This window comes from Yersinia sp. 22-579 (genome assembly GCF_030433455.1).
Taxonomy (GTDB): Bacteria; Pseudomonadota; Gammaproteobacteria; order Enterobacterales; family Enterobacteriaceae; genus Yersinia; species Yersinia enterocolitica.
Map to the genome: position 1 here is coordinate 70,330 of NZ_JAUJTZ010000012.1, position 13,861 is coordinate 84,190.

Sequence of the window (13,861 nt, forward strand, 5' to 3'; positions counted from 1 at the left end):
CGAATACCCCTCTCCTTGTTTTGTCCTTTTAGTATTAAACTTTTCCGTGTTTGTTTTTTCACCGGAGAGATTCCCCGCTCTCCGGTGCATTTTGTGGTGCATCCCACATTCACTTTCCTCTCCTTCTGACAGAATCCTTACTAATTGTAAGAATTTAAGGCCATGTATGACCAAGTAACATGCCACGTGGCCGACCGGTTTTTAAACTTAGGCAAGGAAGTGATTTATGAGTGCTATCGCCCTTACCGTCAGTATGTTGGCGCTGGTCGCCGTATTGGGGTTATGGATCGGTAATTGGAAAGTCTATGGTGTGGGGTTAGGTATCGGCGGGGTGCTATTTGGCGGCATTATCGTGGGCCATTTTGCACAAACTTACGAACTGGTTCTAAATGGAGACATGCTGCATTTCATTCAGGAATTTGGCCTGATTCTGTTTGTTTATACCATCGGCATTCAGGTGGGGCCGGGGTTCTTCTCCTCACTGCGAGTCTCGGGGTTGCGGCTTAATTGCTTTGCCATCCTGATGGTTGTTGTCGGTGGGTTAGTGACCGCAATTATCCATAAATTGTTTGCGGTGCCACTGCCCATTATTCTGGGTGTATTTTCAGGTGCTGTGACTAACACCCCGGCTCTTGGGGCAGCACAACAAATCCTCACTGATTTAGGCTCGCCACCCCAATTGGTCAGCCAAATGGGGATGGGTTATGCCATGGCCTATCCATTCGGTATTTGCGGTATTTTGTTGGTGATGTGGCTGATCCGTTTATTCTTTAAAATCAACGTTGATCGTGAAGCTAAAGAGTTTGATAGCAGCCACGGGCAGAACCGTGAATTGCTGCAAACCATGAACGTGGCGGTGCGAAATCCCAATCTGCATGGTCTATCAATGCAGGATGTGCCATTACTGAACAGCGATGAGGTGGTCTGCTCCCGCTTGAAGCGCGGTGATTTATTGATGGTTCCGTTGTCAGGCACCGTCATTGAGCTAGGTGACTATCTGCATTTGGTTGGGCAGCGCGAGGCTTTGGAGAAAGTGCGACTGGTGGTCGGGGAAGAGGTAGATGTCACCTTGTCTACGGCCAGCACGGTGTTGCAGACTGCTCGCGTGGTGGTGACCAATGAGGCTGTTTTGGGTAAGAAAATTCGCGACTTAAACCTGAAACAGAAATATGACGTGGCAATCACTCGATTAAACCGTGCCGGGATTGAGTTAGTCGCCAGTAACAATGCCAGCCTGCAATTTGGTGACATTCTTAATCTGGTAGGGCGTCCGGAATCTATTGAAGCCGTTTCTGCTGTCGTAGGTAATGCGCAACAAAAACTACAGCAAGTTCAAATGCTTCCTGTCTTTATTGGCGTCGGTCTGGGAGTGTTGTTAGGGTCAATCCCACTGTTTATTCCGGGGTTTCCGGCGGCACTGCGTTTGGGGTTGGCGGGTGGCCCGCTAGTGGTCGCACTTATCCTTGGGCGTATTGGTAGCATCGGCAAGCTATATTGGTTTATGCCGCCGAGTGCCAACCTGGCCTTGCGTGAACTGGGGATTGTGCTGTTCTTGTCGGTGGTTGGGCTAAAGTCTGGCGGTGATTTCATCAATACGCTGGTCAATGGTGATGGGCTGGCGTGGATTGGCTACGGGGCGATGATCACCGGGATACCGCTACTGACCGTGGGCATTCTGGCGCGCATGCTGGCTAAGATGAACTATCTGACACTGTGCGGCATGTTAGCCGGTTCAATGACTGATCCACCGGCATTGGCCTTTGCCAATGGTTTGCACCCCACCAGCGGCGCAGCGGCACTGTCTTATGCGACTGTTTATCCGTTGGCGATGTTCTTACGAATCATGTCGCCGCAGATACTTGCCGTGCTGTTCTGGACACTATAGCGGGTAGTTTGGTCGGCAGCTATGGCAATGACTAAGTGGAAAGGATAGGCCGAAGAGTAAAGCGTCCGCGCCAGGGAAGGCGCGGCTCGAGCCCCCAGGGACGGGTTTACGGCGTCTTTACGATCGGCCTGTTCTCTCCACTCTTTACTCTGTTATTGAAGCTAAGAATGGCTGTTTTACTGCGCTTCCTGATACGCCAACTCAATTTCTTCGGCCAGAATCGCCACACCCTTTTCGATATCTTCCGGTGCCGGGACATAATTCATCCGCATGCACTGATGAGTATGCGGCCAGTCATATTCCAGACCGGGGAAGAAGTAGTGGCCAGGTACCATCAACACACCGCGTTTTTTCAGGCGTTGATACAACAGTTCAGTGCTGATCGGCAAATCTTTAAACCACAGCCAGAGGAATATCGCCCCTTCCGGCTTGTGGATCAGGCAGCGTTCAGGCGGTAAGTATTTGCGCAGAATAGCAATAGTTTGCTGTACCCGTTCAAAATAGAATGGCCGGATGACCTCGTTGGATAAACGCAATAGATCACCACGCTCAATCATTTCGGCGGCAATCGCTGGCCCTAAACTTCCCGGTGACAAACTGATAATGCCATTCATGTTAGTGATGGCTGAAATGACTTTCTCATCAGCAATCACTATCCCACAGCGTGAACCGGGAAGACCCAGTTTCGACAAGCTCATGCACAGAATGATATTCGGGTTCCACAGCGGTGTGGCGTCAGTAAAGATAATGCCAGGGAAGGGCACGCCATAAGCATTATCAATCAATAACGGAATACCACGTTGCTGGGCAATAGCATCCAGCCGAATCAACTCTTCGTCAGTAATCACATTGCCAGTCGGGTTGGTGGGCCGTGAGACGCAAATCAGGCCTATATCATCGGTAATATTGAGGTGTTCAAAATCGACGTGATATTTGAATTGCCCTTCTGGCAATAGCTCAATATTGGGTTTGGCAGAGACAAACAAATCTTCGTCGAGGCCCGCATCGGCATAACCGAGATACTCCGGTGCCAGCGGGAATAATACCCGCCGACGGTTGCCATCGGCATAGCGGCCAGCGAATAAATTAAATAAGTAGAAAAACGCGCTTTGACTGCCATTTGTTAGTGCAATGTTCTGTGGCTCAATTTGCCAACCCAACTCATCGCGCAGCATTTTTGCCAGTGCTTTTAGCAGCAGGTCTTTCCCTTGTGGCCCGTCATAATTGCACAACGCCTCGGTCAATTGCCCGCGTTCCAGCATTTCCTGACAAAGTTGTTGGAAATAAGCATCCATCTCGGGAATATGCGCCGGATTACCCCCGCCAAGCATGATAGAACCCGGAGTTCTCAGGCCGTCATTGAGGTCGTCCATCAGTCTGGTGATACCCGCGTAGCGGGTGAATTTGTCGCCGAAAAGTGAAAACTTCATAAATGAAAATTTATTGTTATCCGTAAGTGAACAGCTACCATACTCGCAGATAAAAGCGGACGCAATGCGGAAAGAATTCTTCCTGCCACGCGAAAATATCGGCAGGAAGTGTTATTGCAAAATAATAAACTGGTTTACTCTTTTTTGTCCCCGACCCAAACTACTAATACTTTATCGCTCTGATGTTGGCGGCTAAAAGCATAGTAATCAGCGGTTTGTTGCGACAGCTGCACGCCTGCACCAATCGCTGGGTGACGGGCGCGGAACTGACTGATTTTTTGCCAGTGCGCCAACAGCGCGCCTTTTTCTCCGGTCAGTTCATTCCAGTTCATATCCGAGCGGGTTCCTTGCAATGGATCTGACCCGGTAGGGCCGAACTCTCGTCCACTTTCATCGCCATAGAAGATTTGCACTGCCCCCGGAGCCAGCAGCAGCAGATCACCCGCACGTTGCTGTTTCACCAAGGATTGTTGTGCGTCATCTTTAAAAAACAGCCGGGTATCATGAGATGAAATATAACTCAACACATTGAAACCTTGCAGTTTATCCGCCATTTGTTGATAAGTGCCGTCAATGGATGAGAAACAGGCCAGTGCTTGTTTGGCTTGATCCTGAAAATCAAAATTAATCATGGCATCAAAGCCGTTTTGGTAATAATCGCTCTTCATCACGCCGTGACCCCAGGCTTCCCCGGTCATCCAGAAGGGTAAGTTATCCAGCGCCTGATCCGGGTGAGCGGCTTTCCACTCAGCCAGAGCTGCAGTGCTTTGCTGCTTAAGTTGTTGCCAGGCGGGCTTCTCGACATGCTTGGCGGTATCAACACGAAAACCGTCGATACCATAATCGCGAACCCATTGACTCAACCAATGCGTGAGGTAATCACGCGGAGTGGCTCCGGCTATTTCTCGTGCTGCGGTATCGGGTTTATGGCGATAAAACACCGGCAAACCGCTGGGTTGGGTAGATTCGGTTTTAATGTCCGGCAGGAAAGCCAGCGACATGGTCAGATCGTCATAGCCTGGGGAATCATAATCACCAATATCGGTGCGGATCCATTTCTTACCCCACCAATTATCCCATGCGGCTTTATCACTAAAGTTGATGTAATCATTAAAACTATGCCAGGTTTGCCCCTTACCTGGCGTCCAGTCTGTCCAGTTTTTACCCAGTGTTTTTTCCAACTGATCGCCTTGCAAATACAGCGCGCCGAACTGGTAGCTCTGCATATCTGCCAGAGTGGCGTATCCCACATGATTCATAACTACATCAAATAGAATGCGGATACCGCGCTTATGGGCTTGCTCAACCAGTTTATGCAAATCCTGTTCGGTGCCCATGTTGGCATCCAGCCGAGACCAATCCAGGCCGTAATAGCCATGATAGGCGTAATGCGGGAAGTCACCTTTGGTTCCGCCCCCGACCCAGCCGTGAATTTGCTCCAGTGGAGAAGTTATCCACAACGCATTGACCCCAAGCTGTTGCAGATAATCAAGTTTTTCGGTTAGGCCAGCCAGGTCACCACCGTGGAAAGTACCGATTTCCTGCATGCCATCGCTGTGGCGACTGTAGCTGTGATCATTGTCTGGGTTGCCGTTTTTAAAACGATCTGTCAGAGCAAAATAAACCGTGGCATTTTGCCAACTAAAAGGCGCCGCATGCTGGGTTTGTGCTGACTCTAGCAGCAATAATCCGCCACTCTCAGGGCTGGGTTGCAGTGTGATTTTACCGAGGGAAACTTTTGCTGTTTGGCCAGAATAGAAATCCCGCACCATTTCGCCTTCAGTGAAGGTCTTGCTGACATCAATCGTCACCGGCTTTCCATCCCAGCGCTGACAACTGTGAGCCACGACTTTGACGGTTTCCGCCACCGGTTCTTTGATACTCAAGGTAAGTGTTGGCGTGCCGCTGCGGGTATCAATACGCACCTGATACTGGCCATCGCGGAACAGCTTCCACTGGATATCAGCCTGATTCTGGCAGGGTTGCAGCGAAAATGTCTGATTCAGTTTCACCGGCCCGGTTGGCTGCCAGCATTGCTTATCTTGATAAAATTTAAGGAGATACTCACCTTTGGTGAGCGCGCTGCTACTCAGGAAAATACCGCTATCTTGTTCAGTAAACGCCGGGAAATGCTGAAGTGACCAGTTCGCCATGGCTGCTGGCGACAAAACCAGTAGCAAAGCGAGCGTGAGATGTTTCATAACGCGTCTTCCTTGGGTCTGAGAAACGTATAAAGTTTTATGAATATCAGAGTGCCAGACGGCGAAGAAATAGCCTCATCCCTGAGCAGTTTTTATAGGGAGGAGGGCAGCGGATGAGGGGGATTTGGCCTGCTAACAGGCCCGTAGAATAAATTATGCTTGCTGCAATACCTGCGGGTTGACGCAGTTTTCTGTGACGGTGCCTGTCAGTGCCGCAATCAGGTTATCCACCGCGCAGGCCGCCATGTTGTAGCGGGTTTCATGGGTGGCGGAACCAATATGTGGCACAGCAACCACATTCGGTAATTTGAGCAATGGCGAATCCACTGGTAGTGGCTCTTGTTCAAAAACATCCAGCCCGGCAGCATGAATAGTGCCATCTTGCAGCGCAGCAACCAGTGCCTGCTCATCCACCACCGGCCCACGACCCGCATTGATCAAGATGGCGCTGGATTTCATTTTAGCCAGTTGTTCGCGGCCAATCATATGGTAAGTCTGTTCGGTCATCGGCAAAGTGATGCAGAGGAAATCAACCTCAGCCAGCAAGGTATCGAGTGAGCAGCGGCGAGCACCAAAGCACTTTTCAGCTTCTTCATGTGGGCGGCGGCTGGTATACAGCACCGGCATGCTGAAACCAAAGTGTGCTCGTTGAGCTAGCGCCATACCAATTCGGCCCATGCCGAGAATACCGATGGTTTTGTGGTGAACATCGACACCAAACCAATCATCACCGATGCTGTCTTGCCACTCTCCGGCTTTCACGCGCTCAGCCAGTTCTACCACCCGCCGCGCACTGGATAGCACCAATGCCATCATAGTATCTGCCACGGTTTCGGTCAGAACAGTAGGGGTGTGCATTAAGGCTATTCCGCGCTGGCTCAGCGCATCGACATCAAAATTGTCATAACCAACAGAAATGGTTGAAGCAGCTCGCAGCTTTGGTGCGCGTTCCAAGAACGCCTGATCAATTTTACCGCCAGAACCGATAAGCCCTTCAGCTTGTTGCAGAGCAGATAATAGTTCGGGCTGATTATCCGAAGATAAACCATCAAAACTGTTCACAGTAAAATATTGCTCTAAACGCTGATGCAGGTCAGCAGGAATACTTTTGTACAGCACGATAGATGGCTTCATCACAACCTCAATGACTTTGGGTAAATAGGATTAAGAATTAAGATTTAAAGCCAGAATAACAGCAACTACCGGTGCGGGATCAAGCGCTAATCAGACTCATAATGTTACGACTAATGAAAAGGCCAACCCGTCTGAGCAGGTTGGCACATCTGCTTTTATAAAGCTTCGTGGTTGGCAGCGCTGTTAACCGGTAGGGGCTGGGAGCGAATGGCCGCGCAACGTAGCGCAGTAATGATCGCCAGTGCCGGGGCAATGGTATACAGAGTAAATAGCCAGTGAGCAGTGTTTTCGGCACCCGCGACACCACCGGGAGCATTAAGGCCGGAAAGGTTCGCTACCATACCGGCTATCGCAGCCCCGACGGCGGTGGCAAACATCTGTACCGTAGTAATTGAGGCTCCGGCGATATCTTTATCTTCTTCCGCTGCCACTTGCAGAATGCGGGTCAGCAAGTGTGGCCAGCCAAAGCCGATACCGAAACCCACTAATGTTAGCGCAATGGCGATAGGGGCCATCTGCTGCCAACTGCCCAGTGAACTTACTGGCATCAGGATGGCGAGCGCAATGATTCCCACCAGCACAATAATTGGGCCACTAATAATAGCCCAACGAATACCTGACTTTTTCCAGCCAGCACTCATCACTTCAGAGATTGTCCAGCCCGCAGCCATAGTGGCGGCGATATAGCCAGAAATCAGTGGCGACTGTCCGTGTATGGTTTGTAGGAAATAAGGGACAAAAATCTCACAAGTAATGCCGATCGCCAGTAAAGAGATGGTGATATAGAGTGCGGCCAGGGGTGAGTTAAGGCGCAGCGCTCCTTTTGGCAGTAAACGCGAGGTGGCTCGGGATTCTATACGCAATAGCAGCACCAACAGCAATACTGCTAACACCATACCCACCAGATTCGTCATGCCACTGCTGGCAATACTGCTGGCGGAAATGGTCAGGACAATTGCGGTTAATAGCACCAGTTGGGTGACCGGTAATGCTGAGGTGACTGCGGTGCTGGATCTTCCTTTCGGCAGGATGCGCCAGGTAAAAATAGCATAAATCAGTGTCACCGGCAGTAACGTCCAGAAAGCAAAACGCCAGGCGTTCATTTCTGCAAATATCCCGCCAATTGCCGGGCCAATCAGTGTTGCCACCCCCCACATTCCTGAAATGAGCGCCATCGCCCTTGGCCATAATGATTGCGGAAACACCAAGTTAATCATGGCGTAAGAGAGTGCGAACAGAAAACCACCCCCCAAACCTTGCACGGTTCGGCCAACCAGCATCAGCGGCATATTCGGTGCCATTGCGCATAAGGCACTGCCTAACATAAAGGTTAGTGAGGCAAACAAATAGGCGCTGCGTGCACCATAACCACTGAGCAAGCGGGCAGATAATGCGGAACCGAGGATCGACGCGGTGACAAACAGAGTGGTATTCCAGGCGTATAAATTCAGGCCATTAATCTCCAGCACCACCGACGGTAAAATAGTGGTGGCGATATAGATATTGATGGCATGTAACACCACCCCACCCGACAGCGCTATGGCAAAAGCCGCATTTTTGCCGGAGAACAAATCACTCCATCGGCTTGCATCATTTATTATCACGTTATTCATCCTGCCAGAAATCTGGTTATTGAGTTGGGCGAGTTGTTACGTTAAAGTTAAACAAGTAAACGCTTGGAATAAGGTAGGCCAGCGGCCAACAATAAGTCAAGCATATGCTTGTAAAATGTTATGCTAATAATCATCAGAATTAAAAGTGCATCAACGATACTGGGATAGATATGAACATCGACTATTCGACCAGTCAGCCGCAGTCTGTTGCTGAGCGCCTGCTGCTGTTGCTGAAGACGCGTGGCCCCTTGCAAGCGGCAGATGCGGGAAAAATACTCGGCACGACAGGGGAAGCCGCCCGCCAACAATTCGTAAAATTAGCCAAAGAGGGTTTAGTTGTGGCGGAGGCACAGACAAAAGGTGTCGGACGGCCTATCCAACTTTGGCGACTTACTGAAACAGGAAATGCCCGTTTTCCTGATGCTCACAGCGAGCTAACGGTTCAATTATTGCGAATGGTGCGCACAAAATTAGGCGAAGAAGCGCTTAATTTACTGATAGATAGTCGTGAGCAAGAAACGCGCGATCTGTATTGTCAGGCAATGGAAGGCGCACATAATATTGATGAACGGGTGGAGCGGCTGGTGGCTATTCGCTCTCAGGAAGGGTACATGGCGGAATGCCAGACTCAAGCCGATGGTTCAATATTGTTGATTGAAAATCATTGCCCGATTTGCGCCGCCGCCACCAGTTGCCAGGGTTTTTGTCGGGCAGAATTGTCGGTATTTCAGCAAGCTCTGGGAGTACCGGTTGAGCGGATTGAACATATTTTATCCGGCTCCCGGCGCTGTACTTATCGTATCAAGCTGGAATAATTATGATGATTGGATGTCTCCGGTTAGAGAATGTGCGGATAAAGCGCGAGGCGTTATCCGCAGAAAAACCATAACAATTACAGTGGGCTTAAGGTGATTTCAACCCGACGGTTCTGCGCCTTACCGGCGGCGGTGCTGTTGCTTGCCACCGGATTATCCGGCCCTGCACCGCTGGTACGGATACGGTTCGCCGCCACACCCTGCACGATCAGTGCGCTTCCCACACTGTCGGCACGTTGTTGTGAAAGCGTCATGTTATGCGCTCTGGCACCCGTGCTGTCGGTGTAGCCGGTCACATTGACGGCGGTTTTATCGTACTCTTTCAATACCATAGCCACGCCGGTCAAGGTATTGGCTCCAGCGGGTTTGAGGTTGCTGCTGTCAGTATCAAATGTGACATTGTTGGGCATATTCAACACGATATTATCGCCCTGACGGGTCACGCTAACACCTGTGCCACTCATTTTTTCACGCAGTTTGGCTTCCTGCACATCCATGTAGTAGCCTGCACCGCCACCCAACGCGGCCCCCGCTGCGGCACCAATTAACGCCCCTTTGCCCCGATCATGTTTGGATGATGACAACATACCAATCCCTGCGCCTAACACCGCCCCGATGCCTGCCCCATAACCTGATTTACCCGCTTGTGATTCGCCGGTATAGGGATTGGTGGTACAAGCGGAAAGTGTCAGTGCGACAGAAACGGCGGCCACCGTGGCCAGAATGCGTTTTTTCATTGATTTTACCTTAAATGGCATTCTATTTCGGCGAAAAATAGATAATGTCGCCCAATAGCGGATTAATAAGTCATCTACCAGCATTCAGTTCAGTTGCTGGCATTTATCGGCCATCGTTATCCGGTAAAATAGGGGCGAATACCATTGAGAAAACTCTCATAGTGTTATGTAGTTAGCGTAAATGCTGGGTTTATCGACGAAAAAAGCACAGAACGGCGCTTTTCGACGGGCGTGCTCCCACCGCTCGTGACCTGTGGATGTTTAAAACTCATCATGATGAAAGCCAAGCTTTGTGCTTACCCGTGCCGCTGGTTGAGAAATAGCGCGAAAACGTAGTGTTTTCACTCCCCTTTGTTGCAGATATTGGGCTATCCCCTGTACTGCTGCGCGGCCCGCTCCGCGCACGCTCTCCTCATCTTCTGGCATCAGCACATAGTTCGGATCAGTGACAAAAAATTCAATATAGTAGTTTTCATCGCTGTTTTCGAAAGACTCATCTCTCCTGGCTGCCAGAAGGCTGACAATATCCCCTCCTAATCTTACCGCCACGTAGATATAGTCATTATCAGGCGCGAGCATTTCACTATACAGTGAGTAACTGTGTGCCCGACCAGCTTCGATAGTGCGGTCATGTTCCGACCAATATTCGTTAGTGATGTGGTAGTTGACGGGCGCCGCATTGTAAATATCGGACCAGGCGGCGAGTGCTGCTCGGGCATCGTCCATCAAAGGCTCATCAACTCCTGGCTGATCTGGGATAGTAGTATCAAGGATATCGACATCAAAATATAAATCTGGGTGGGTCACCCACTCGCCGTTTTCACGTACCCGTGCAACTGGTGGCTCGGTTGGATGATGATAAGAAGCCAATGCGAGTGAATAGGTTCCTAATGGCAAGCGCTGGGCAGCCGCGGGAGGTACCGCCGTGGTGGGGGTGTGCGCCCGATAGCGGGCGTAATTTAAACGCGTATATTCAAATGCCTGAGAAATTTGATGGATGGTCTCATCTTGCCCCTGACCACGTATCACTTCCCGAACCTCATTCACCAGGCGGCTTTCTGCTGCTGGATCGCTAGTTGCAAAGCCTGTCGTATCACTCTCATAGATTTGTGTTATTACCCGACGTAAAACATCCAGCGTCCAGTCGCGCATTGAGTCTCCGAATAGCAGAGTAAAATCTGCCAATACGCGTGATACCCACAGTGGGCAGTGCATATCTACATCACGGGGATAACGGCTTGCGAGGATATTATCTATCGAGGTTTTACAAAATTGTGCCGTGGCGGGCAGTGTGAGTGCCTGATTATGGAGCTGAGTTTGGATTTGAGTTAAGATCAGTGCCGCGCGACTATTATCGGGCGAATGAGGTTGTGGTTTAAGTAACGATGAATCACCTGCGACTAAGACTGACTTATCTTTATTGTCATTAGAAAACCAATGTTTTACTTTATTCCATAGCGCATCGCCCTGATTACACCGACTGTGAGTGACGTAATTATAAATCGCCAATGCGGGAATAAAGGTACAGCCTAATGTTCCGGCGGTATCGCGTTCGCTTCTGTGGTGTATCGACCGAATATCTTCAGCGCTGGCAGTCATCACTATTTGGTCAATGATAAGTGGTTGTTTGCCGGTATTATTAATAATGATAGCTGAGGTTTCGATTGGGCGATCAAAGGGGGCATTCGCCATCGTGATAGTGGGGGATAAGGCGATTTGTTCAGTGCCACGGCTTTCCATATAATCTACGGCAATATTATTGCTGTTGATATGGAATAACAGAGAGAATCGATTTGCATCGGGGTGAATACGAAATGCCAGCGGTTCATTATTCTGCGGATTAGTAAAGATGAACAGTTCTCGGTTAGAAAACCATATTAGTGGCCCTAAAGTTAATTCTGTCATAAAAACACTGTGGTCATTAATATCAAAACTTAATAAAACCTGTTTATTTGGATAGCCAGGATTACTCCATTGATGCGCAAAAATATCGGATAAAGGCAGTTGCATTCGTTTTAAAATGACACAACGTTCACTACACCCCTCAATCGGCGAATAAGCGACCTCAATACTGCTGATTGCATTATCCATATACAAATCAGCTAAAGCGCGCTGCCCGATTGATTCAGTTAAATTAAAATAAGGGGGGCTATAATCATCATTTTTATATATGGTAGCTAACATTCCGTCCGGAATATAAATTGATGAGGTGTTATCATTTCCTATCATGACATCGTCTTCGTTAAAAAGATCAGACTTCTCTTGGTTGGAAAAACATTTTGATTTACCCTGTAATTTATCTTCTGAATATAAGCATACCTTTGGTGATGTGGAAAAAAAATTCCCCATTACTTTGGAAGTTGCAGTGGTAGCGGTTATTATAAAAAATAATATTGTTAAAATCTTAATTATAAAATTCAGCTTCATAATTAACTCCTTTTTTATGAGGTGAATGTGTTAATAAAAATAGTGGCGTTAATTTAGTAATAAATATTCTCATCAACTATTTGAGAAAATATTAAAACTCATCATGCTGGAAACCGAGCTTTATTTTTACGCGAGCGGAGGGCTGTGAAATCACGGTAGAACGTAATTTATTTATCCCTTTTTCTTTGAGATAGCGAGCCAATTCATGCACGGCGGCGGTACCTGCCCCGCGTACATTGCCTTCCGCGATTGGCGTTAGCACAAAACGGGGATCGCTTACCGAAACATCAATATAGAACTCATCTGTAGCGTTCCCTCTGGCGGCTCCCAGCACACTAACAATCTCGTCCTCAAGCCGCACCACCACAAACAGATAGTCATTGGTGGTGTTTTCCAACTCGAGTAACAACGAGGTACTGGTGGTGCGTGCCGCGCTGATGGTGCGATCAAGGTCAGTGAGGGGATTGCCATGCGGGTCTGATTTTAACGGGGTGAAAAGGTAAGTATTAAACCAGCGAGCCATCACGGCATGAGCAAGGGTAATGGCCGATCGGTCAGTGGTGCTGGCATCAATGATCTCAACTGCAAAATGTAAGTCAGGTCTGGCTACCCATTCATTATTCTCACGAATGCGAACCGCCACTGGTTCAGCGGGGTAGTGATATGATTCCAGCGAGAGTGAATATTCCCCTAAGGGAAGACTTTGTGCGGCAACAGGGGATTCGGTAGCGCTGGGATTATGCTCGATATAATTAGCATAATTTAATTGGGTATACTGCAATGCACGGGTGATTTGCTGGATGGTTTCAGTCAATCCCAATCGTTGGATAATCGCGCGGACGCCACTGACCAGACTGCCCTCAGTGGCTTGATCACTACCCGCATAGCCGGTCGCCTGTTGTGCATCAATCCGCGTGACGACATCCTGTAGTTGTTCGGGCGTCCAGTCACGTAGGGAATGACCAAATAATGCTGTAAAGTCAGCGAGCACACGTGATACCCATTGTGGGCAATTATCATCGGGGCTGCGTGGATAGCGAGTAGCAAGAATATTATCTATTGAAGTTCTACAAAATCGTGCAGTGGCAGGTAAGGTCAGCGCCTGATGATGTAATTGCGTATTAATTTTGTTTAATGTCAACGTGAGTGGGGAGGCCTGGTTATCTTTATACTCGGGGAGAGCAGGCTGCGGTTTAAGTAATGGGGTGTTGCCGACTATCAATATCGCCTTGTTTTTATTATCATCTGAAAACCAATGTGATATCTGATGCCATAACTTATCCGCCTGATCACACCGGCTATGAGTAATGTAATTATAAATTGCCAATGCAGGGATGAAAGCACAACCTAATGTTCCTACAGTGTCTCGTTCAAATCTGCCATGATCGATATATTCAGTATCGTGAGATGTCTCTGTTTCACTTTGATATTTATCTTCAGGATATAAGTAAACTTTTTTACTTTTAATTTCATTAGCAAAAATAGACGGTGAAATAATGATTAAAAAAAAGAGCGATTTTTTATTGATAAACATCCTTATCATAATACCCCCTTGTTAATACCAGTTGATAAATTGGTATTGGGATAGGGTAATACTATTGTTTGCTCGCTACGCTTAT

9 protein-coding genes are annotated in these 13,861 nt (G+C 48.7%); 2 read left to right on the forward strand and 7 right to left on the reverse strand.

The genetic code is table 11. The features are described from left to right. The first annotated feature begins 226 nt into the window (after window positions 1-226). A complete protein-coding gene (locus QSV56_RS15315; RefSeq protein WP_019081455.1) occupies window positions 227-1,885 on the forward strand; it encodes a putative transporter in 1,659 nt (552 codons plus the stop codon). Window positions 1,886-2,061: 176 nt separating this feature from the next. Here QSV56_RS15315 and QSV56_RS15320 read toward each other — a convergent pair whose 3' ends face one another. The 4 genes from QSV56_RS15320 to QSV56_RS15335 form a co-directional block, all read right to left on the reverse strand. Then, window positions 2,062-3,315 carry a valine--pyruvate transaminase gene (locus tag QSV56_RS15320; protein WP_019081454.1) on the reverse strand — a complete coding sequence of 418 codons (1,254 nt, stop codon included), beginning with the start codon at window positions 3,313-3,315 and terminating at the stop codon, window positions 2,062-2,064. 134 nt (window positions 3,316-3,449) lie between these two features. Beyond that, the gene (locus tag QSV56_RS15325) at window positions 3,450-5,516 is read right to left on the reverse strand and encodes an alpha-amylase (protein WP_301212961.1); all 2,067 of its coding nucleotides are present in this window, start codon (window positions 5,514-5,516) and stop codon (window positions 3,450-3,452) included. 153 nt (window positions 5,517-5,669) lie between these two features. Continuing rightward, the gene (gene ghrB, locus QSV56_RS15330; RefSeq protein WP_050132247.1) at window positions 5,670-6,650 is read right to left on the reverse strand and encodes a glyoxylate/hydroxypyruvate reductase GhrB; all 981 of its coding nucleotides are present in this window, start codon (window positions 6,648-6,650) and stop codon (window positions 5,670-5,672) included. A 155-nt stretch (window positions 6,651-6,805) separates the two neighbouring features. Beyond that, window positions 6,806-8,248 carry an MFS transporter gene (locus QSV56_RS15335; protein WP_050123019.1) on the reverse strand — a complete coding sequence of 481 codons (1,443 nt, stop codon included), beginning with the start codon at window positions 8,246-8,248 and terminating at the stop codon, window positions 6,806-6,808. Window positions 8,249-8,433: 185 nt separating this feature from the next. Between QSV56_RS15335 and QSV56_RS15340 the strand changes: the two genes are divergently transcribed. Next, complete coding sequence (locus tag QSV56_RS15340; protein WP_301212962.1) at window positions 8,434-9,078, forward strand: metalloregulator ArsR/SmtB family transcription factor; 645 nt, start codon at window positions 8,434-8,436, stop codon at window positions 9,076-9,078. A gap of 77 nt (window positions 9,079-9,155) precedes the next feature. Here QSV56_RS15340 and QSV56_RS15345 read toward each other — a convergent pair whose 3' ends face one another. From QSV56_RS15345 to QSV56_RS15355, 3 genes are all read right to left on the reverse strand, one after another. Beyond that, entirely contained in the window at window positions 9,156-9,815 is a 660-nt protein-coding gene (locus tag QSV56_RS15345; RefSeq protein WP_019081450.1) for an OmpA family lipoprotein, read from the reverse strand. A 261-nt stretch (window positions 9,816-10,076) separates the two neighbouring features. After that, a complete protein-coding gene (locus tag QSV56_RS15350) occupies window positions 10,077-12,242 on the reverse strand; it encodes a GNAT family N-acetyltransferase (RefSeq protein WP_072100388.1) in 2,166 nt (721 codons plus the stop codon). A gap of 91 nt (window positions 12,243-12,333) precedes the next feature. Further along, a complete protein-coding gene (locus QSV56_RS15355; protein ID WP_367317235.1) occupies window positions 12,334-13,776 on the reverse strand; it encodes a GNAT family N-acetyltransferase in 1,443 nt (480 codons plus the stop codon). Window positions 13,777-13,861 lie beyond the last annotated feature (85 nt).